The sequence below is a fragment of the Streptomyces sp. NPDC006512 genome, from assembly GCF_040611935.1.
GTDB lineage: Bacteria > Actinomycetota > Actinomycetes > Streptomycetales > Streptomycetaceae > Streptomyces.
Genome location: NZ_JBEXPG010000073.1, coordinates 1 through 19,725, shown reverse-complemented (window position 1 = coordinate 19,725; position 19,725 = coordinate 1). Strand labels below are relative to the sequence as shown.

Annotated in this window: 23 protein-coding genes; 11 read left to right on the top strand and 12 right to left on the bottom strand. The window is 74.1% G+C overall.

All coding sequences use genetic code 11. From position 1 onward, the window contains the following. Positions 1–29 precede the first annotated feature (29 nt). From ABZZ17_RS34680 to ABZZ17_RS34665, 4 genes are all read right to left on the bottom strand, one after another. Entirely contained in the window at positions 30–1,592 is a 1,563-nt protein-coding gene (locus ABZZ17_RS34680; RefSeq protein WP_356882346.1) for a mucoidy inhibitor MuiA family protein, read from the bottom strand. Between the two features lie 8 nt (positions 1,593–1,600). Further along, positions 1,601–3,718: a DUF4139 domain-containing protein gene (locus tag ABZZ17_RS34675; RefSeq protein WP_356882344.1), complete on the bottom strand. Its 2,118-nt coding sequence runs from the start codon at positions 3,716–3,718 to the stop codon at positions 1,601–1,603. Between the two features lie 83 nt (positions 3,719–3,801). Beyond that, the gene (locus ABZZ17_RS34670; RefSeq protein WP_356882342.1) at positions 3,802–5,613 is read right to left on the bottom strand and encodes a thiamine pyrophosphate-requiring protein; all 1,812 of its coding nucleotides are present in this window, start codon (positions 5,611–5,613) and stop codon (positions 3,802–3,804) included. Positions 5,614–5,679: 66 nt separating this feature from the next. Beyond that, positions 5,680–6,021: a WhiB family transcriptional regulator gene (locus ABZZ17_RS34665; protein WP_356882339.1), complete on the bottom strand. Its 342-nt coding sequence runs from the start codon at positions 6,019–6,021 to the stop codon at positions 5,680–5,682. A 249-nt stretch (positions 6,022–6,270) separates the two neighbouring features. Here ABZZ17_RS34665 and ABZZ17_RS34660 point away from each other — a divergent pair, with 249 nt between their 5' ends. From ABZZ17_RS34660 to ABZZ17_RS34645, 4 genes are all read left to right on the top strand, one after another. Beyond that, a complete protein-coding gene (locus tag ABZZ17_RS34660) occupies positions 6,271–6,915 on the top strand; it encodes a DNA alkylation repair protein (protein WP_356882390.1) in 645 nt (214 codons plus the stop codon). Between the two features lie 51 nt (positions 6,916–6,966). Continuing rightward, positions 6,967–8,004 (top strand): hypothetical protein, encoded by a 1,038-nt coding sequence (locus ABZZ17_RS34655; RefSeq protein WP_356882337.1) that lies wholly within the window; start codon positions 6,967–6,969, stop codon positions 8,002–8,004. Continuing rightward, positions 7,997–9,001, top strand: a complete 1,005-nt coding sequence (locus ABZZ17_RS34650) for an RNA ligase family protein (protein WP_356882335.1) — start codon at positions 7,997–7,999, stop codon at positions 8,999–9,001. The genes ABZZ17_RS34655 and ABZZ17_RS34650 overlap by 8 nt, the downstream gene beginning before the upstream one ends. Before the next feature lie 157 nt (positions 9,002–9,158). Then, positions 9,159–10,229 (top strand): MBL fold metallo-hydrolase, encoded by a 1,071-nt coding sequence (locus tag ABZZ17_RS34645; protein ID WP_356882333.1) that lies wholly within the window; start codon positions 9,159–9,161, stop codon positions 10,227–10,229. A gap of 10 nt (positions 10,230–10,239) precedes the next feature. On the opposite strand, the gene ABZZ17_RS34640 is transcribed toward ABZZ17_RS34645, so the two are convergent. After that, positions 10,240–10,794, bottom strand: coding sequence for a GNAT family N-acetyltransferase (locus ABZZ17_RS34640; RefSeq protein ID WP_356882330.1), 555 nt, complete (start codon positions 10,792–10,794; stop codon positions 10,240–10,242). A 117-nt stretch (positions 10,795–10,911) separates the two neighbouring features. Here ABZZ17_RS34640 and ABZZ17_RS34635 point away from each other — a divergent pair, with 117 nt between their 5' ends. Further along, a complete protein-coding gene (locus ABZZ17_RS34635) occupies positions 10,912–11,112 on the top strand; it encodes a hypothetical protein (RefSeq protein WP_356882328.1) in 201 nt (66 codons plus the stop codon). Between the two features lie 6 nt (positions 11,113–11,118). On the opposite strand, the gene ABZZ17_RS34630 is transcribed toward ABZZ17_RS34635, so the two are convergent. Beyond that, the gene (locus ABZZ17_RS34630; RefSeq protein WP_356882326.1) at positions 11,119–12,084 is read right to left on the bottom strand and encodes an MBL fold metallo-hydrolase; all 966 of its coding nucleotides are present in this window, start codon (positions 12,082–12,084) and stop codon (positions 11,119–11,121) included. 247 nt (positions 12,085–12,331) lie between these two features. Here ABZZ17_RS34630 and ABZZ17_RS34625 point away from each other — a divergent pair, with 247 nt between their 5' ends. The 3 genes from ABZZ17_RS34625 to ABZZ17_RS34615 are packed head-to-tail and all read left to right on the top strand — an operon-like array spanning position 12,332 to position 14,569. After that, positions 12,332–12,529, top strand: coding sequence for a hypothetical protein (locus tag ABZZ17_RS34625; protein ID WP_356882324.1), 198 nt, complete (start codon positions 12,332–12,334; stop codon positions 12,527–12,529). Positions 12,530–12,534: 5 nt separating this feature from the next. Continuing rightward, positions 12,535–13,986 (top strand): amidase, encoded by a 1,452-nt coding sequence (locus ABZZ17_RS34620; RefSeq protein ID WP_356882322.1) that lies wholly within the window; start codon positions 12,535–12,537, stop codon positions 13,984–13,986. Positions 13,987–13,996: 10 nt separating this feature from the next. Then, complete coding sequence (locus ABZZ17_RS34615) at positions 13,997–14,569, top strand: TetR/AcrR family transcriptional regulator (RefSeq protein WP_356882320.1); 573 nt, start codon at positions 13,997–13,999, stop codon at positions 14,567–14,569. 19 nt (positions 14,570–14,588) lie between these two features. Here ABZZ17_RS34615 and ABZZ17_RS34610 read toward each other — a convergent pair whose 3' ends face one another. After that, positions 14,589–14,801 carry a hypothetical protein gene (locus ABZZ17_RS34610; RefSeq protein ID WP_356882318.1) on the bottom strand — a complete coding sequence of 71 codons (213 nt, stop codon included), beginning with the start codon at positions 14,799–14,801 and terminating at the stop codon, positions 14,589–14,591. 158 nt (positions 14,802–14,959) lie between these two features. Here ABZZ17_RS34610 and ABZZ17_RS34605 point away from each other — a divergent pair, with 158 nt between their 5' ends. Then, positions 14,960–15,271: a hypothetical protein gene (locus tag ABZZ17_RS34605; RefSeq protein ID WP_356882316.1), complete on the top strand. Its 312-nt coding sequence runs from the start codon at positions 14,960–14,962 to the stop codon at positions 15,269–15,271. A gap of 48 nt (positions 15,272–15,319) precedes the next feature. On the opposite strand, the gene ABZZ17_RS34600 is transcribed toward ABZZ17_RS34605, so the two are convergent. The 4 genes from ABZZ17_RS34600 to ABZZ17_RS34585 all read right to left on the bottom strand — a co-directional run bounded on the left by ABZZ17_RS34600 (position 15,320) and on the right by ABZZ17_RS34585 (position 18,060). Further along, positions 15,320–15,793, bottom strand: a complete 474-nt coding sequence (locus ABZZ17_RS34600; protein ID WP_356882314.1) for a lamin tail domain-containing protein — start codon at positions 15,791–15,793, stop codon at positions 15,320–15,322. Positions 15,794–16,020: 227 nt separating this feature from the next. Continuing rightward, on the bottom strand, positions 16,021–16,446 hold the full coding sequence (locus ABZZ17_RS34595; protein WP_356882312.1) for an ester cyclase: 426 nt from the start codon (positions 16,444–16,446) through the stop codon (positions 16,021–16,023). A gap of 146 nt (positions 16,447–16,592) precedes the next feature. After that, positions 16,593–17,405, bottom strand: coding sequence for a hypothetical protein (locus ABZZ17_RS34590; RefSeq protein ID WP_356882310.1), 813 nt, complete (start codon positions 17,403–17,405; stop codon positions 16,593–16,595). A 112-nt stretch (positions 17,406–17,517) separates the two neighbouring features. Continuing rightward, on the bottom strand, positions 17,518–18,060 hold the full coding sequence (locus tag ABZZ17_RS34585; protein ID WP_356882308.1) for a GNAT family N-acetyltransferase: 543 nt from the start codon (positions 18,058–18,060) through the stop codon (positions 17,518–17,520). 175 nt (positions 18,061–18,235) lie between these two features. Between ABZZ17_RS34585 and ABZZ17_RS34580 the strand changes: the two genes are divergently transcribed. Next, on the top strand, positions 18,236–18,667 hold the full coding sequence (locus tag ABZZ17_RS34580) for a GNAT family N-acetyltransferase (RefSeq protein ID WP_356882305.1): 432 nt from the start codon (positions 18,236–18,238) through the stop codon (positions 18,665–18,667). Positions 18,668–18,709: 42 nt separating this feature from the next. Here ABZZ17_RS34580 and ABZZ17_RS34575 read toward each other — a convergent pair whose 3' ends face one another. Beyond that, positions 18,710–18,877, bottom strand: a complete 168-nt coding sequence (locus tag ABZZ17_RS34575; protein WP_356882303.1) for a hypothetical protein — start codon at positions 18,875–18,877, stop codon at positions 18,710–18,712. Between the two features lie 343 nt (positions 18,878–19,220). Between ABZZ17_RS34575 and ABZZ17_RS34570 the strand changes: the two genes are divergently transcribed. Further along, positions 19,221–19,610: a hypothetical protein gene (locus ABZZ17_RS34570; RefSeq protein ID WP_356882301.1), complete on the top strand. Its 390-nt coding sequence runs from the start codon at positions 19,221–19,223 to the stop codon at positions 19,608–19,610. The last annotated feature ends 115 nt before the right edge of the window (positions 19,611–19,725 follow it).

The window sequence follows — 19,725 nt, the reverse complement described above, 5'->3', positions numbered from 1 at the left end:
ACCGCCCACCGGGCCCGGGGCCCGGAGGCTCAGATCCCGGCGACCTTGGCGCTCGCCGACACCTCGTAGACCAGGGTGACCGTACGGTGGCCGCCGGGCGGGAGACCGACGTCCCAGCGGGCGATGCCGTCGGCGTCGACCACCTCCGGCGCCGGGGAGCAGGCGTCCTTCCGCAGGCGCACCTCCACCGCCGACACCTCGGAGACCGGGATCCGCTCCCGCAGGACGACCACCCGGTCGCCGAGCTCCCCGGGGGCGGAGAACCGGGACAGGTGCAGCCGGACGGTACGGGTGACCACGGTCCGCTGCATGATCCCGGTGGTGTCGCGGGACTCCTCGGCGTGCCGGACCACCCCGTGGTCGTCGCAGCTGCCGAACGCGAGCTCGACGGGGGTGCCGGGCGCGGTGAAGTCCAGGGTCCCGCGGCCGCTGAATCCGCTGCCGCGCACCAGGTCCACGGGCCCGGCGAGCAGTGCGTGGCCGGCCGCGTTGTCGAACCGCACCACCTGGGTGACCAGCGGCGACACCTCGGGCGAACAGGCGTACTCGCTGACCGCGGCGGTGGTGAAGACGGCGAGCGGCACGCGGTGGGCGCGGCCGTCCCCGCGCACCGAGACCGGCGCGGGGGAGTGCAGCACCCGGGTCTCGCCGCCGTCGTCCACCCCGGGCAGGCCGAGCACCGGGGCGGGGCCGAGGACCCCGATCTCCTCCTCGCGCAGCTCCACGTCGACCGTGCGGCGCTCGGCCGCCGAGCGGTCCCTGAGCGTCAGCCGGTCCTCGTCCAGCCGTGGCGGATCGGTCGCCAGCGCCGAGCGGGCGGTGGACAGCGTCAGCCGTACGTCCGACCAGTCCTCACCGGTGCGCTGCCAGACCACCGCGTCGGTCTCCAGCGTCAGGGAGTCCCCGTCGAGGACCGCCCGGTAGGCGGGCCGCCACAGCGCGCAGGGGGTGAGGTGGCTCAGGCGCAGCTCCACCGGCCCGGCGGCCGCCGCCTCCACGGTCAGCTCGACGTGCCCGACCAGTTCGGCGGGTTCTTCCTCGGAGACGCGCATGGCCCGCTGCGCCGCCGCCAGTTCGGTGCCGAGGGCGGCCAGCCGGGCGTCCACGGCGCGCAGTCGCTCCCCGTACGCGTCCCGCTCGCCGTCCAGCCGGTCCAGTTCGCGGGACCAGCGGGGCCCTTCGGTCTCCCCGCGGCCGGCGCCCTCGCCGATGTCCCGCAGGAGATCGGCGGTGAGGACGCCGAGCAGGTCGAGGCGGGTACGCAGCCGGTCGCGCCGCTGCCCCAGGTCCAGCCGCTCCTCCTCCAGGGCGCGTACGCGCTGCCGCAGGGCGGAGTCCTCGTCGGGGGACGGCAGCGGACCGCGGGGGGTCCAGCTGCGGACGATCCGCACGTCGAGGACGCTCGCGGGGAATCCGGCGGTCAGCTCGGCATGGAGGGTCCGGTCCACGGCCAGCGCGCTGACCGGGCCGAGGCGCAGCCGCTGGACCCCCGCCTCCAGGTCGAGCACGACGGCGCGCTCGACGTGGGCGCGGTCCTCCAGGCAGGTCACGGCGGTGACGGGGAGGGCGATCGGCTTCGGGGCCGTGGACATGGGGTGCGTCAGCTCCTGCGGTTGCCGCCGGCGAGGGCCTTGCCGGCCGGGATGCGGATCTCGTAGCCGCCGTCGAGGGCGGTGGTGGCGCCTGCGGGCAGGTCGAGCCGCCAGACCCGGGTGCCCGGGGCGTGGTGCTCGGGCCCGACGCCGTGCTCGGGCGCCGTCCAGTCGGCCCGTTCCTCGATCCGGACGTCCGGGTCGGAGGTGACCGGCACCCGCTCGCGGACCTCGACGGTGACGGGCCTCGCGAGCCCGTTGGCCAGCTCCACGTGAACGCGGTGGTCGAGGACCGTGGTGTTGTTGCGCAGCCCCGACGTCGACTCGTGCAGGTTCGTCCGGCGGGTCACCCGGATGCCCTCGGCCGGTCCGAGTCCCACCCGGCGGACACCGCCGGGCGCGAGCGTGGGCAGTGCGGTGGTCAGCAGGAAGTCGCCGTCGACGGAGACCTCCACCGGGCCGGCCAGCAGGGCCTGGTCCGTGGCGTTGGACAGCACCAACGTCGCGTACACGGTCGGCTCCACGGCCGGCACGCTGAGGTACTCGGTGCGCAGGCCGACCGGGATCTCGGCGACGGTGACGGTGTGCCAGGTACCGTCCGACGGAACGTCGGCGCGGGCCGCGGCGTCGAAGCGGTGGTCGAAGGAACCCGCCGACTCGCGGGGCCGTACGGCCTGCGCGGGCAGCGGCAGCGCCGCCACCGCTTCGGCACGGCGGCGGTGTTCGGCCGCCACCGGGTCGAGGGGGGCACCGGGGAACAGCCGGCCCCTGCGACCGGACTGCTCGGCGGGGCCGGACAGGACGAGGGCGGCGTAGTCGAGCTCGGCGCCGCTCGGCTGCGGCGGACCGGGCACCGGTGCCGGCGGAGGCGGCGCGGGTACACCACCGGGAGCCGCCGGAGCGGCAGGTGCCGGGGCGGCGGGGGCCCCGGCGAAGGAGGGGGCACCCCTGCGCGCCCTGGCGGGCGGTGGCACGGCGCCGTCCGGCTGCGCGAGGCGGGGCATCCCGCCGGCCAAGGTCTCGGAGGAGCCGCCCGTACCCGCGGGCGCCGCGAACGCGGCCGGCGGAGCGCCGTAGCCCTGCGGCGCCGACGGCGGGGGAGGCGGCGGTGGCGGCGGTACGGGACCGGCCGCGGGAGCCACCGGAGCGGGGCGGGCCGCCACGGCCACGGGCGCGCCGGCGCCGGCGGGGCGGGGGCCGGCCCCCTGGTACCCGGCGAACAGGTCGGCGAGTCCCGCCGGGGGCTCGCGCCAGCCGGAGGGCGCGGGGGCGGCCTGACGGCGCCCGATGCGCATCGAGCGGAGCCTCGGCAGGTCGGTGCGCCGCCGCAGGTCCGCGGTGGCCAGTGCGATGCGTACGCCGCTCCAGTCCTCGCCGGTCCGCTGGGCGACCGAGGCGCGCAGCACCAGGCGGCCGCCGCCGTCGCCCTGACGGTAGGAGAGCCGGTAGGCCGGAACCCAGACGGCGCCCGGCACCGCGTACTCCAGTTCCAGGCCCACCTCGGCGTCACCGGCACCGCCACCGGCGGCGTCGAGGGTGAGGACCGCGCACACCGTGGTCTCCACGTGCGCTGACGGCGCGTCGGTGGAGGCGCGGGCGAGCCGGTCGGCGGCGACGGCGAGTTCGTGCTCGGCGACGCGCAGCGCCTCCTCCAGCTCGACGAGGCGGGCGTGCAGCCCCGTCAGCCGTTCGTCGACGAAATCGGCGAGCTCCAGCCACGCGTCGACCGGGGTGCGGCGGTACGGGTCGTCGCGCCTGCGCGCAGGCGCGACCGGGCGCAGGGCCCCGACCTCTTCGATCAGGCTCAGCTGTCGGTCCCGGCGCCCCTGCGCCGCCCCGTGCGCGTCGCGCAGCCGCTCGACCTCGCGCCGCAGTCCTTCGGGCGTGCCCGTACCGAGCGGTGCGGCCTCGACCTCCACCCGGGCCTCGGTGACGCGCACCCCGGGAGCGTCCAGGACGCGGGCCCGCAGCGAGCCCGGGTCCAGCGAGCGGGGCAGTCCCGCCACCCGCACCCGGCCGTCGGCCGGAACCCGGCCCCGCGCCAGGCGGCGGCAGACCGCTCCCCGCGCGTACACCACGACCGAATCGAGGGTCGCCCCCCACCGCTGTGCCGTCTCCGTCGTCATGCGCTCCGCCCCCGTCGCGTCCGTGCTGAGCGAAGCCTACGCCCGAGCGGCCGGTGCGCGGCCGCCGAGGCCCGACGGCGGGGTCAGCTGCCGCCCGGGTCCCGGTCGCGGCGGTGACCGGGCAGGAACTCCTGGATCTTCGACTTGATTCCCTGCCGCACCATGCCGGTCCGGTCGCTGTCCCCCTTGAGGATCGCGGAGGCCGTCGCCTCGATCTGGTCGAGGTCGGCGTGCGGCGGAACGGGCGGGACGGCGGGGTCCGTACGGAAGTCGATGACGAACGGCCGGTCGGCGGCCAGCGCCTGACGCCAGGCGGGTTCGACGTCGGCCGGCTTCTCCACGCGCACGCCGTCGAGGCCGATCAGGCGGGCGAAGTCCGCGTAGGGCAGGTCGGGAAGGGACTGGGAGGGAAGGAACTGCGGTGCGCCGTTCAGCGCGCGCATCTCCCAGGTGACCTGGTTGAGGTCACCGTTGTTGAGGACCGCGACCACCAGCCGGGGATCCTCCCAGTCCTGCCAGTACTTGGCGGCGGTGACGAGTTCGGCCATGCCGTTCATCTGCATCGCGCCGTCCCCGACGATCGCGATCGCGGGCCGCTCGGGACGGGCGAACTTCGCACCGATGAGGTACGGAACCCCCGGCCCCATCGTGGCCAGCGTCCCGGACAGCGAGCCGCGCATGGACCCCCGCAGCCGCAGGTGCCGGGCGTACCAGTTGGCGGCCGATCCGGAGTCGGCGGCGAGCATCACGTCGTCGGGCAGCAGGGCGTCGAGGGAGTGCACGACGTGCTCCGGGTTGACCGGGTCGGCCGCCACGCCGGCGCGCCGTTCCATGACCGTCCACCAGCGGGCCGTGTCCTTTTCGATCTTCTTGCGCCAGGACCCGTGCTTCTTCCGCTTCAGCAGGGGCAGCAGCGCGTCGAGGGTCCGCGCCGCGTCCCCGACCAGGTTCACCTCGAACGGGTAGCGCAGTCCGACCATGAACGGATCGATGTCGATCTGTACGGCGCGGGCCTGGTCGAAGGCGGGCAGGAACTGCGAGTAGGGGAAGCCGGAGCCGACCACGAGCAGGGTGTCGCAGTCCCGCATCATCTCGTACGAGGGCCGGGTGCCCAGCAGCCCGATCGACCCCGTGACGTACGGCAGGTCGTCCGGCAGGGCGTCCTTGCCGAGCAGCGCCTTCGCCACCCCGGCGCCCAGCACCTGTGCCAGCTCCTCCACCTGGGGCCGGGCGCCCCGGGCGCCCTGGCCGATGAGGATCGCGACCTTCTCGCCCGCGTTGAGCACCTCGGCGGCCCGTTCGACGTCCGCCGGCGCGGGGACGGGTGCGTAGGCGGACATGCCGAGGCTCGAAGGCACCATCTTGAAGGCGTGGGCCGGCGGCACGTAGTCGAGCTCCTGCACGTCGGCGGGGAGGATGACCGCCGTGACGGTCCGCTGGGCGAGGGCCGTGCGCATCGCCCGGTCGATCACGTTCGGCAGCTGCTCGGGGACGGTGACCGTCTCGCAGAACGCGGAGGCCACGTCCTTGTACAGGCTCGCCAGGTCGACCTCCTGCTGGTAGGAGCCGCCCATCGCGCTCCGGTCGGTCTGGCCCACGATGGCCACGACCGGCACGTGGTCGAGCTTCGCGTCGTACAGGCCGTTCAGCAGGTGGATGGCCCCGGGCCCGGAAGTGGCCGCGCAGACGCCGACCCGGCCGGAGAACTTGGCGTACCCGACCGCCTGGAAGGCCGCCATCTCCTCGTGCCGGGCCTGGACGAACCGCGGCCGGTTCTCCGCGCGGCCCCACGCGGCCAGCAGGCCGTTGATCCCGTCACCGGGATACGCGAAGACATGCTCCACGTCCCACGCGCGGAGGCGTTCCAGTACGAAATCGGAAACCTTGGTCGACATGGCGGTACTCCTCGTACTCGTCTGGGGCGGCCCGGCGGCGTGGGCCGCGTGCGGGCGCCGGGTCCGTCAGGCGCTGGACGGCAGGGCGGGGCGTTCCGCCCGCGCGGCGACGAGGCGGCGCCGTTCCCCCTCGTCGAGCCCGCCCCACACTCCGTACGGCTCGCCCACGCGCAGCGCGTGCCGCAGGCATTCCGGCTGTACCGGGCACAGCGCGCACACGTCCTTCGCGGCAGCGGCAGCGGCGGCGGCAGCTCCGGCAGCGCGGAGTCCCGGTGGCCCGTCGCGTTCCCCGCCGCGTTCCCGGGCGGGGCGGAAGAGCAGGCGCGAGCCGAGCCGGAGGCACTCGGCCTCCTCCTGCCACGGCCGACGGCCGGCCGCACGGCCTTCCGGACGGGAAACGTCCCCCACCTCGGGCTCCCTTCGGATCGGATCGGGCCCTTCGGAGCGGGCGCGAGCGCCCGCCCGTCCCTCGTCTGACCCGTTCGGCGTTCCCGAAACACCGGGCGCGCAGGCGTCGAGGGAGAACGGCACCCCCCTGTACCCCCGGCCTCCGCTCCGGAGGTGGCCGAATTCCGTCGTAGGCTGAATCCCGCATACGACGTACAGGAGGCGGAAGTGGCCGGGACGACGCTGACCGGGACGACGGTGGCCGAGGTGATGGCCGAGCTCGCCGCGCTCCAGGACCCGAAGGCACGCGCGGTGAACGAGCGGCACGGTGACGATCACGGCGTGAACCTCGGCAAGCTGCGCGCGGTCGCCAAGCGGCTGAAGACGCAGCAGGAACTCGCCCGCCGGCTCTGGGAGACGGACGACACCGCCGCCCGGCTGCTGGCCCTCCTGATCTGCCGCCCGAAGGCGTTCGGACGGGACGAGCTGGACGGCATGCTGCGCGGGGCGCGCGCCCCCAAGGTGCACGACTGGCTCGTGAACTACGTGGTGAAGAAGAACCCGCACTCCGAAGAGCTGCGCCTGGCCTGGTCCGCCGATCCGGATCCCGTGGTCGCGAGCGCCGGCTGGGCCCTGACCACCGAACGCGTGGCGAAGAAGCCCGAGGGCCTCGACCTCGCGGGGCTGCTCGACGTCATCGAGGCGGAGATGAAGGACGCCCCGGACCGCCTGCAGTGGGCGATGAACCACTGCCTGGCTCAGATCGGGATCGAGCACGCCGAGTACCGCACCCGGGCGCTCGCCATCGGCGAGCGGCTGGAGGTCCTGAAGGACTACCCGACCTCCCCGGGCTGCACGTCTCCGTTCGCGCCCGCCTGGATCACCGAGATGGTCCGCCGGCGGCAGGACGACTGACGAGAACAAAGCCCGCGCCCCGCCGGGAGCACAGCAGCTATCGTCGCCACGGTGATCACCGAAGACGACGTGGATCCGGCGACGCTGGCCGCCGGGATGCTGCGGCCGGCCTGGCGCCACGGTCTCTACCGGGCCCTGGAGGCCCAGGACCACACCGCCGCACTGACGAACGCGCTCGACCGTGCGGCGGCCGTGGCGCGGGCGTCCGCCGCGCAGCTCCGCCAGATCGTCGAGACGGTGGTCCGTGAAGGCCACGAGGAGCTCGGGCGGGGGTTCGTCCACCACCCGGACATCTCCGGGGAGTACCTCCTCGAACTGTGCGACCGGGGCGTGCTCACCGACGCGTTGGGGCACCGTGCCGGGCCCCGCGGGCTGCTGGTGCGGATGTGTGAGGTCCACCGGTACCCGGAGGCGGTCCTGACGCTGGGGCTGGAGCTCTACCGCGATCCCGCCGTCCCGCCGGACGAGTTCGCCGCCTTCGTCCGCCAGTACGGCGGTGTTTCCCGTGGCTGGCTGCTGAGGGCCCTCGCCGAGACCGATCCGGACCCGGCACTCAAACTGACCGCGTACGAGGACGCGCTCACCACCGCGGCGGCAGCGGGGGACACCGGCCGGGAGGCGGCCGGGTTCCACGCCCGGTACCTGGCGACCGCGCCGAGCGGCGACGCCGGCCGGCTGGCGCGGTTCCTCGACCGGCACCCCGATGCCCACGTACTCGCCCTCCTCCTGGAGTCGAGCGTCCCGGACCCGGTACGCGGCGAGCTGATCGCGGCCCGCGCCCGGGAGTCGGCCGACCCGCGGGTTTCCGACGCCCTCCGGCGCCGGGAACAGCGCCGGGAGGCCGCCAGCGCGTCCCTGGACGCCGAGGCCGCCGCCGAGCTCGCCGCGACCGGACTCGCGGACGTCCTCGCCCTGCTGGCCGCGAACCCGCGGACCCCGCGCCCGATCCTGCGCGAACTGAGCACACGAGCGGCATCGCCCGGCGCCCGCGCCATCCGCAACGCGGCCGCGCACACCCTGCGCCTCACCCGGGGACACCCCGAGGGCCACCGGCCCGAACCGCACCAGCAGGACGGTCCGCATGCCTGACACCCGCTGGACGCCGTACCCCAAGATCCCGTCCCGAACCCGGCTGGGCGAGGGGCGGGCGGCCCGTGAATGGGTCGCGCTGGAGAAGGTCCACGGCGCCAACTTCGCCCTCGTCTGCGACCGCACCGGCGTCCACCCGGCCAAACGCCGCGAACTGCTCGACGAGAGCGGCCTCGACGAGTTCTTCGGCGTGGGGCGGATCTGGCCGGCCCTCGCCGTCGCGGCGGCCCGCTGCGCGGCGGCCCTGCGCCACGGCCTCGAAACGGACGCCTCCGAACCGGTCACGCTCTACGGCGAACTGGCCGGCGGCCGCTATCCGCACCCGGACGTGCCGCCCGCACCGCGTACGGACCCGGTGCAGACGGGCGTCTGGTACGCGCCGCACCTGCTCTGGCTGCCGTTCGACGCGACGATCGGAACCGGTGACTCCGTCCGCTGGGTCGCCGACCGGGCACTGCGCGAGGCGGCGGCCGCCGCGGGCCTGTACTGCGCCCCGCTGATCGCCCGCGGGACGCTCGCCCGGGTCCAGGAGCGGACGCCGGTGTTCCCGACCCGGGTACCGGCCCTGCTGGGCCTGCCCGAGCTGCCCGGCAACCTCGCGGAAGGGCTCGTCATCAAGCCCGCCGAGGAGTGGTGGCCGACCACCCGCCCCGTGGCCAAGGTCAAGCACCCCTCCTTCGCCGAGGACGAACGCTTCGACGGCGCGCGCCCCTACCTGGCACCCGCCGAAGGCGCCGCAGGCGTCCCCGGCTGGCTCCTCGCCCGGGCCACCGAGCTGCTCACGCCGGCCCGCGCGGCGGCAGCCGTCAGCAAGCTGGGACCCCACGCGCCGCCCGGAGAGGTCGCCGCCGAAGTGGTCCGGGACGCGGTCGAGGAGAGCGCCGAAGCCCTGGGCGGCCTCGACGACACCCTCCTCCGGGCCCTGGAAGGGTCCTTGCGCCCCGCGGCCCTCACCCTGGCGCAGTACGACGCGGCCGACCGCCGATCACGGCGGTGAGCACGGCCGGAGCGGGTCCTGGTGTTCGGACAGGTACCCGAACGGCCGGCCACGACCGGGGGTCGGTTCGTTCCCGAGGACACCCCGCCCGGGGCGGCGTACGCTCGCAGCCAGGGCTCCGCGGCGAGCCGCACCGGACGGGACCGCGGGAGGAACCATGACCGCGCTCGGCGACCTGATCGAGATCGACGACAGGACCGTACTGGTCCTCGGGCAGGAACTGGACGTCGAGCACGGTCAGCCCGACGTCGCCAACGCCCTCGTGCACCGGACCGGCGACACCCTGGTGCTGGTCGACACCGGAGTCACGGCGCCCTTCCGCGCGGCGCTGCGGGCGGCGGCCGACCGGGTCGGGCCCTGGTCCCGGGCCCTGCTGCTGACCACCCACGGCCATCTCGACCACGTCGGCAACAACGACCTGGCCGACGAGCTGGGCGTGCCGGTCGAGCACTACGTCCCCGCCCGTGACGTCGACCAGATGCAGGACCCGGCGACGTACTGGGTGCGGTCCTTCGAACGCGTCGCCGGGCCGGCGCCGCCCGCGCCCACCGCCGACAGGCTGGTGTCGCTCTTCCAGCCGATGCGCCCCTTCGGCGCGACGACCCGCACCTACGAGGAGCGGCCGCTGGAGCAGATCAGGTTCGGCCCCCTCCGGTTCTCCGGCTGGACCTTCGCCGACGGCGCGGTCCGCGTACTGCGCAGCCAGGGACACTGCGCCGGGCACGTGATCGTGCACCTGCGGGACTGCGGTGTCCTCCACCTGTCCGACGAGGGCAACGGGCCCTGCGGTGCGATGGCCGACGCCGACCAGCTCAAGATCCAGACCGTGCTCGGCGCCGCCTCCCTCCTCTTCGAGCAGGGACGGGCCGCACTCCTCACCGACGGGCACACCTTCGCCGTGCGCCGTGGCGCTGACGCGGTGTCCTACCTGGACGGCCTGCTGGAGCAGGCCACCGCCCTGCACGAGGCGGCGCTCGGGCTGACCGGTGAGGCCCCTCACGTCCGGCCGAGCACGTTCACCACCCGCTACGCGGAAGCCATGGCCGGCCGAGGGACCGGCGGCGCCAACCCGAACGCCCTGTTCGTCGCCATGACGGCGGTCAACCAGCTCCGCGAGCTCGGGCTGCGGCCGGAGTCCGGCGGCGAAGACGCGCCCTGGTCCCGGCCCACGCTCCGCAACCCCGCGCCGGCCCCCGTACCCCCCGGCCCTGGCGCGGGAGGCGGCTGAGCCGCGGGGATCAGCGGCCGGGTGCCATGTCGTAGGTGACCCACATGGTGCGCGTGGCCACCTGGTCGTACTTCGACCTCGCCCGGTGGTTGTCGTCGGCGGTGATCCACCGGACCACGCTCCAGCCGCGCTCCGCGGCGATCTCGCGCAGCGCGCCGAGCAGCAGGTCGACGGCGCCCGAACCGCGGTGCTCCGGCGCCACGAACAGGTCGTCGAGGAAGCCGCCGACCGTCGCCGAGAGCGGCCGGGCGTACGGACGGTAGTGGGCCAGGCCGAGGAGCCGGCCGTCGGCGTCCTCGGCGACGAGCGCGTCGACCTCGTGGGCGGGGTCGTTGACCCACCCCCACACCGTCTCGGCCGCTTCCTCCGTCTGCTCCACGCGGTAGAAGTCCGCGTACCCGCGGTAGAGGGCTCGCCACTGGGGGAAGTCCTCGGGCCGGGCGGCGCGGACGGTGATCTGGGACATGCGGGTCACTCCTGTGGTCGTGGGTGCTGCGTCGGTGGCCGTGGAGTAGTCCCGGTTCAGGAGCGCCTCGTCGTTCCGGGCGAGACCGGTCTTCGTCACGAACCGTGACCTTATGCAGTGCTGTTCCGCTGTCGGGCGTGGGGGTGCCGATGCGCCGTTCGTGTCAGTGTGGAGGGGAGGAAGCCTCGGTGAGCACGTCATGGAGGAGTGGCAGACATGGACGGTAGGCAGGACGAGCGCCAGGAAGCGGGGCAGGGCCGGGAGCAGCAGGACCGCTCCGGTGCCATGAGTCAGGATCCCGTTCACCCCGGTACCCGCGCGGAGAGGTCGGTGAGCCCGGAGGAGCTCGCGCAGCGCCGCCGGGAGGAGATGCGGCGCGAGCGCGGCGAGGACGAGATGCGCGAAGACGAGTTCTGACCTCACTCAAGCCGGTGCCTGGCCGCCCGTGGGCGTGGCGGTGGCCCTCGGGCGGCCGGGGCGGGCGGGGACGGGGTGCAGACGGTAGGCGGCGCCGTGCGCGCGGACGAGTCCTGCCGTCGGCGGGGGGAAGTGGCTGCCGAGCAGGAGGGTGTCCGTGCCCGCGAGGTCCGAGAGGAGGTCGCGACGGGTGGCCTCGGCCCGCGCGGGATCGATGTCGACGTGGCTGTGGATGCCGGGCGCGGCGAGCTGGACGGGGTGGTGGATGCAGTCGCCGGTGATCAGGGCCGAGCTGCCCCGGCTGTCCAGCCGTACGGCGACTTGTCCGGGTGTGTGGCCGGGAACCGGTACGAGGGTGACGCCGGGGGCGGCGACCAGTCCGCCGGCGGGTACCTCGACGAGGTCGAGGAGTCCGTGGTCGGCGACGGGGTGGACGGAGTCGCGGAACATCTGCTGCCGGGGCCCGTCCATGTCCACGGACGCCCAGTGGTCCCATTCGGTGCGGCTCACGAGGTAACGGGCGTTGGGGAAGGTGGGGACCCAGGTACCCGCGTGGGAGCGGGTGTTCCAGCCGACGTGGTCGGTGTGCAGGTGCGTCAGGATGACGACGTCGACGGTCTCGGGGGAGAAGCCGGCCCGCTCCAGACGGTCCAGGTAGTCGGTGCGGAGCCGGTGCCAGGCGGGGTTGGCGCGCTCCTTTCCGTTCCCGATGCCCGTGTCGACGAGGATCCGCAGTCCGTCCGCCTCGATCGCGAACGTGTGGCTCGCCAGGCGGAGCATCCGGTCGGATCCCGCGAAGTCTGGTTGTAGCCAGGGGAATTCGGCCACGACGTCGGGTGTCGCCCGGGGCAGGAGCCAAGGTCCGGTCTGTGGGGGCAGTTCCACCTCGTCGATGCGGTGGACGGTGACGCCCCCCACGGTCCACGCGGGGGTGTGGAGCGGCGCTGCGAGGGCAGTCGGGTCCGAGGTCATGAGCTCGCCTCCTCCTTAACGCTGAGATGTTGCTTTTACGCTACCCCGCCCGCCCGGCTAACGCAATGAATGAGCTTTAGGCCAGCGGCGGGACGATTCTCGAACGACTAAGGCTCAGAGTTTGCGTTAGTGGCGTACTCCCCCTACTCTGCCCCTCACGCAAATATTTAGCTTTTGGGCGGCTCCCGCTCCCTCGTGCGGGACCGAGGCGGCACCCGAGTGCCGCTGCCCGGAAAGGACTTCGGTCATGTCTGTTCCCCCGCTGTCGCCCGAAGCGGCCGCCGAGTCCGCGATGCGCGCCGGACTCTCCCTCGGAGAAGACCGGCACGCCGCCGTCGCCGGAACGGCGCACCACGTCCTCACCGTCATCAGCCGGCTGCGAGAGATCGACCTGGGGGAGACCCCGCCCGCCTCCGTCTACCACGCCGGCTCCCAGGGGCGGTGAAGGCGATGGAGCCCTACGAGCTGTCCCTCGCCGAGGCGTCAGCGGCCATCGAGGACCGGCGTCTCTCGCCGGTCGAGCTGACCGATTCCGTCCTGGCGCGCATCGAAGCCGTCGACGCCGACGTCAGCGCCTACGTGACCGTGGTCGCCGGGGCCGCGCGGGCCCAGGCCGCCGAAGCGGCCCGGGACATCGCCGCCGGCCGCCGCCGGGGCCCGTTGCACGGCGTCCCCATGGCGTTGAAGGACCTCATCGACACCGCCGGCACGCGGACCGCGTCCGGCTCCGCGGTCCGGGCCGGCCGGACGCCCGCCGCGGACAGCGCCGTGGCCGCCCGGCTGAAGGAGGCCGGCGCCGTCCTGGTGGGCAAGGCCCACACCCACGAGTTCGCCTACGGCCTCACGACCCCCCAGACCCGGAACCCCTGGCACCTGGACCACGTGCCCGGCGGGTCCAGCGGAGGATCGGCCGCCGCCGTGGCCTCCGGGACGGCGACGTACTCGCTGGGCACGGACACCGGCGGCTCGATCCGGGTCCCCTCCGCGCTGACCGGCGTGGTCGGGCTCAAGCCCACCTACGGGCTCGTGCCCCGCGACGGGATCGCCTCGCTGTCCTGGTCCCTCGACCACGTCGGCCCCATCACCCGGACCGTACGGGACGCCGGCCTCGTCCTCGACGCCCTCGTCGGACGACACCCCGGCGACGCCGCCGGCCACCCGTACGCGGCCTACGCCTCGCGCCCCGAGGAGGGCCTGGCCGGCGTGCGCATCGGCGTCCCGGCCACCTACTACTTCGACCACGTGGACCCACAGGTGGAAGCGGCGGTCCGCGAGGCCATCGCGGACCTCGCGGACCTCGGCGCCCGTCTGGTGGACGTGGAGATCCCGATGGGCGAGTACGTCCGGGCCACCCAGTGGGGCCTGATGGTTCCCGAGGCCACCGCCTACCACGAACAGCACCTGCACACCACGCCCGAGCTGTACGGCCCGGACGTACGGGTCCTGCTGGAAGCGGGCGCCCTCGTCCCCGCCACGGACTACCTGCGCGCCCAGCGCGTCCGCACCCTCATGCGCGACGGATGGAACGAGCTCCTGCGCGAGGTCGACGTCGTGGCCGCTCCCACCGTCCCGGCCACGGCGGCCCGGCGCGACCAGGAAACCTTCCGGTGGGCGGACGGGACGGTCGAGACCGTCTCCGACGCCTACGTCCGCCTCTCGGCTCCCGCCAACATCACCGGGCTGCCCGCACTGTCCGTGCCGGCCGGCTTCGACACCGCCGGTCTGCCCGTCGGACTCCAGCTGATCGGCCGCCCGCTGGACGAAGAGACCGTTCTGCGCGTCGGCGAAGCCCACGAGCGGCTGCGCGGCCCCGCCCCGCTCGCCCCGTACCCGTTCCGTCCGTCCGGAGCGCCCGCCCCGGGCAGCCCGGACGCGACGCCGCAAGCGGATCCCCGGCATTAAGGTGACCGACATGACCCCCCAGCCGAGACCCCGTCCAGGAGGGCGCAGCGCCCGTGTCCAGCAGTCGGTCCACGAAGCCGTGCGCACGCTGGAATCCGAGCTCGGACGGGCGGCGTTGACCGTACCCCTCGTCGCCAAGAGGGCCGGCGTCACTCCCTCGACGATCTACCGTCGGTGGGGCGACATGACGGAACTCCTCTCCGACGTAGCGGTGGAGCGGCTCCGCCCCGAAGCGCCGCCCGCCGATCTGGGCAGCCTGCGCGCCGACCTGGAGGCCTGGGCCGTGCAGTTCCTGGAGGAGATGTCCTCGACGGCCGGCCGGGACTACATCCGTGACGCGCTCGGCGGCGATCCGGACGGCCACAACGCCGGACAGTGCTCCGCCTACGCCGTCGAGCAGGTGGAGATCCTCCTCGCCCGCGCGGGCGAGCGGGGGGAGGCGGCACCGGCCGTCGACGCGGTCATCGACCACGTCGTGGCCCCGATGATGTACCGGATCCTCTTCCGCCCGGGCCTGCTCAACGCCGACTACGCCCGCGCCCTGTCCGACACGGCCCTGACGCGTCTGATGCCCCTGCCCTGACGCGGTGCCCGGCGCCGTGTCACCGTTCACGGTCCATGACGCGACGGGCGGCTTCGGCCTCCGCCGCGGGCGGGGACAGTTCGTCGAGGGTGTCGAGTTCGTCGTCCGACGCGAGCTCCTGCTCCCAGGCTTCCGCGAGCCGCTCCTGCTCCTCGCGCGACGTGCCGGTGACGGCCTCCCGCTGGTCCGGGCCCAAAGCCGCGAGGAAACGTCCGACCGCGTCCGTCGGCATGCCGTGCTCCTTCTCGCCGTGGGGGAGGGGAGCACCGAAACCGCGGAACTGCGCCCCGCCCCAGGATGGGCGAACACGGCCGGCGCCGGCGGCCCGACACGGCGCTCCGCCACCCGAACGGCCGAGCCGCCCGCGGCGCCTCGTTAGGATCGTGCCCCATGAGTGACATGCGGTGGTGGCGGCGGGGGCGCCGGGTGGACGAGTCGGCGGCGGTCGTCGTCGGGGTGGGCAACCTGCTCCTGAGCAGTGCGCTTTCCTGGATGCTGATCGGCGGAGGGCCGTTCTTCGAGGCCACCACCCGGGCGGAGGAGACGGCGGCCCAGGAGTTCGCGGTCTCGGTCTTCGGCTGCTGGCTGGCGGCCGGACTGGTGCTGTTCCTCGTCCTGGGCATGATGCGGACCCTGGTCGGTCACGTACTGGCGATGCTGCTGCCGCCCGCCGCGCTGGTCCTGGTCCTGCTGGCCCTGTGACGCAGGACCGGCGCCCCGGAACGAGGTCCGGGGCGCCGGGTTCCGGGCTCAGTGGCCGTGGCGGTGTCCGCGGCGGTTCCAGGATTCGGTGTCGATGACGTTGCCGCGGTTGTCGCGGAGGGTGGCGGTGTCGCGCTCGTCCCAGATCTGGTGGCGGCGGCCCTGGTAGACGTTGCGGCCGGTGTCGCGGCCCTGGCCGGTGTGGACCTTGACGCTGGAACGCCCGGCCAGGCGGAGACCGTCGAAGCGGTAGCGGTTGCCCTGCTGGTCGGTCAGGGTGAAGCCGCGCAGTTCGACGCTGTGGCGGCCGGAGTTCCGCACCTCGACCCATTCGTCGTTCAGGGCGCGGTTGCCGCGGCCGCGGCTGTCGTTCTGGACCTCGCCGATGGCGAGGGAGGAGCCCTGGCCGCGGTGGTCACGCCGGTGGTCGTCGGCGACGGCCGGGAGCGACGCGGCGCCGATCAGGGCGCCGGCCGCCAGGAGGGCGGCGAGGGCGCGGCGGGTGGCGACGGAAGCAGACATGAGGATGGCCCCTTCAACGGTCAGCCCTGCCCGGTCTCTTGCGAGCCGGGCGGGCTCCGAACGGTTCCCGGCGTCCTGCCGAGGAGCCACACTGTGGCCCCCGTTCCGCCCGAAAGCAACGATAACGCCCCGTGTTACCCAATGCGGACATATTCGTGACCGGCCCAGGTAAGAGCCGTACGTCAAGGCCGTGTTGACTTCACGAGGTACCGCGGCCGCCGACGGGGCTACGAACGCCGTGACGGCGAGATCTGCTGCATGAGGCTCGTCATGTCCGGGGCCACCCACTCCTCCGCGATCCTGTCGCCCTCGATGCGGTAGAGCTCGATGCTGCGGAAGCTCACCGGCCGGTGTGTCGCCTCGATGCCCTGGAAGGTGCCCCCGTGGGTGCCGTGGAAGTGCACGCGTACCGCCACCTTGTCCCCGACGCCGAACATGTCCTCGATGTCGAGCCGGATGCCGGGGAAGCCGGCGAGCATGGCCTGGGCACCCAGCCTCCACACCTCCCGCCCGTGCAGCGGGCCGGGCAGTCCCGGGAGGTTGGCGATGAAATCCTCCGTCAGCAGTCCGACGCACGCGTCGAGGTCACCGCCCTCCAGCTGCTGGTAGGCGGTGCGGAGCAGGGCCAGGTTGTTCGCGGTGGCGGAGTCCATCGGGTGTCCTCGTCTCAAGGGGGTCGGGTGCGTTCCGGGCGGCCCGACACCGTGGTGGTGGCGGATCACCGGCCGAGCCCCTGACGAGCCGCGGCGATCTCTCCGATCCGCACGACCTCAGTGAAAACCTTGGCGTCGCGTCAAGGTCAACTCCCCGCGGAGGCGCCGGAGCGGCGGGGGCGGCCACGGTTGCGGCGACGGCGGGTCCGCCCACGGCTGACCCGGAGCCGGTCCGCGGTCTCGGGGTCCCGTGCCGCCAGCTCGGCGAGTGCCGGGTGCGGAGCGTTGCGGGAACGGCCTTCGCTCAGCAGGGCCTCCCGGCGGGCGTCGTCGCGCAGCCTGCCGTACCTGACGAGGCAGCCGATCTGCACCGGCACGGCGAACCAGGTCGCGGTGGCCGCGGCGCCTTCCGCCGGCCCGTGGGGGTCGGTCCCGACCAGGGCGAGGGCCGTCCCCACGATCACCGCCAGCGTGGCCCACACCGCCCACGCCGCCGGGCGGCCGGCCCGTCCCGGTTTCGCCGGAAGCCGGGACCGCAGACGGTTGCGGCAGGCGGTGTGGAACTCTTCCCGGGCGGCGCGGAGTTCGGCGTCGCGCGCGTGGACGTTGCCGAGGGAGGCGGGTGCGGTGCGGCGGCGCAGGGCGGCGAGCAGGGCGTCCGGCACGGGGTGCCCGGCTCCGGCCCCCGGGTCGGACCCGGCAGCGGTGAGGGCGAGGTTGCCGCGGCGGGTCACCGTGACCAGTCCGTCGAGCAACAGCCGGGCGGCGGCGGCCTGGACGTCGTCCCCGAGCGGCCGGCGGCCGGCGGCGGCATGGTAGGGGTCGACCACCAGCGCGGCGATCCGCCTGGTCACGAACCGCCCCCACCACCGCCGTTCCTGACGGACCCGCATGCCGAGCATCCCGTACAGCAGGGCTGTCAGGGGCAGTACGACGCAGGCGAGTTCGACGGGGTTCACGCCGCCGAGCGTAGGACGCCACACCGGGGTGCGTACATCCGATATCCGCCCCCCGGAACACCCCTCGGCCGCGGCCCACGGGACCTGGGCCGAGGAGCGGGGGCGGGGTGCGTCAGGGGCGGGCGAGACCCCACGTCTGCAGGCTGTACGGCCGGCCCTTCTCCTCACCGGTGATCAGCGGTACGTCGAGCAGCCGAAAGCCCGCCTTGGTGGCGACGGTGACGCTGGCGGTGTTCTCGGCCTCCAGCTCCAGGATCACCTGCTCCGCGCCCAGTTGCTCGAAGGCGTAGGAGGACATCACCCGCACCGCTCGTGCCGCCAGCCCCCGCCCGCGGTGCGCCGGGCCGACCGCGTATCCGATCTCGGTCCCCTCGGGGGCACGCCGCAGCATCACCTCGCCGAGCGGTGCGCGGCCGTCGACGGTGATGGCGAGCAGGATGGCCGTGCCTTCCGCGCGCAGCTGCCGGTCCCGGTCCAGGCGCGTACGGGCGGCCACGTCGTCGAAGGGGGAGACGATCGGTGTCCAGTACGCGATGTCGGGGTGGTCGAAGAGTTCCGGCATCGAGGCCAAGTCCGCCTCCGTCCAGTCGCGCAGGACGAGCCCCTCCCCCGAGAGCTCGATCCGCTCGGGGAACGACGACGTTGTGCTGCTCATGATGAGGAACCTCCGTGGGCTGACCGCGACGAGGCAGCGTAACCGCGCGCAGACGACGGGGCACCGGGATTTCCCCGTGCGCCGGACCGGACCACCACGAGCCGCTCGGTCCACCCGCCGGACGGGGAACGAAAATCAGCGGTGGGGCGGGGGCCGGAGCTGCTTGGATGCCGCCATGACCGCTGAACTCCCCGCCGGGTACGAGATCTCCACCGACTCCGCACGGATCGACGCCGCCCTGGTCCACCGATGGCTGTCGGAGGACGCCTACTGGGCCCGCGACCGGTCCCGGGAGAAGCAGGACCGCGCCATCGCCTCCTCCCTCAACTTCGGCGTCTACGATCGGGCCTCCGGGCGGCAGCTCGGCTATGCCCGGGTGGTCACCGACGGGGCCGATTTCGCCTGGCTGTGCGACGTGTACATCGCCCCGGAAGCCCGCGGCAAGGGACTGGGAACCGCGCTGGTCACGGCGGTGCGCGAGCACCTCGCCCCGTACGGTCTGCGGCGCGTCCTGCTGGCCACCTCGGACGCGCACGCGGTCTACGCCAAGGTCGGTTTCGCCCCGCTGGCGAAGCCCGAACAGTGGATGACGCTGGGCGCCCAGTGAGCCGCCCACCCGCGAGGCCGGCCGGGTAGGCGACGCCCGGGGTCAGACGCCCGCGCGCCACACCTCGGGGCCGCCGCCCTCCCAGCGGACCGGGCCGTCCTCGGACAGGTCGACGTCTTCCAGGCCGGCCCGTCGCAGGAACTCCGATACGTCGGCGGGGGAGTGGGCACGGCCGAGGTCGGCGTCGACGCCCAGCGCGTGCACGGTCACCTTCCGGCCACCCTTGGGCGACACGGGATGAACGACGATTTCCGTCCGGTCCGGCATGGGTCCAGCCTGCGCGGATCCGTCCGGTCCGGCACGTCGGACGCCTGCTGCCGGCGGCGGCCGGGGAACGCCGGTACGCCCGGTGCCGGCCGCCGCCGGGGCCGCCGGCAGGGCCCACGTTTCAGCAGGTCAGACGGCATTCAGGCCGCAAGGGCGGGGGATGTCCGAGGCTGGGAGCCGTTCGGGTGAGGGAGACGGACGACCGACCCCGTCCCTCGCGGTCCCACGGCAACGGGCCCGGGCGCACTTCAGGGATCCGCGACCACCCGCGTGACAGGATGGGCCCATGACCGAACCGCGTGCGTGGGTGACAAGGTGGGGCCGGGGCGACGGGTCCTACCTCTCGGTGTGCTCCAAGGATTCGGTGTTGTCGATCGGCTCGGTCGGCTCGGTGCTGTCCATCGGATCGGTGGGCTCGGTCCTGTCGATCGGATCGGTGGGCTCCGCCCTTTCCGCCGCGTCCATCGGGTCGTCGCTCTCCTTGCTCTCCGCCGCCTCCTGGCTCAGCACGGGGTCGCTGTTGTCCGCGCGGTCCCACTGGTCGGTGCTGTCCTGGCACTCGCGCGACGGATTCATGGCGGCGGGTGCCCTGACCACGGCCGCCGTCGCCGGACTCGCCCTGCACGCCACGGCGCGCCGCGGACGGGCGCACGGGACGTCGTCCACGCCGTTCTGATCCGCCGGACGGCCAGGACACTCCCTAGGGCCTGTCGTCAAACTCCCGTCGTCGCCCGGAGGGCGGCCCTGCGGCGTCTGGTGCGTGCTCTCGGTGCGCCGGGCGGAAGCCCGCG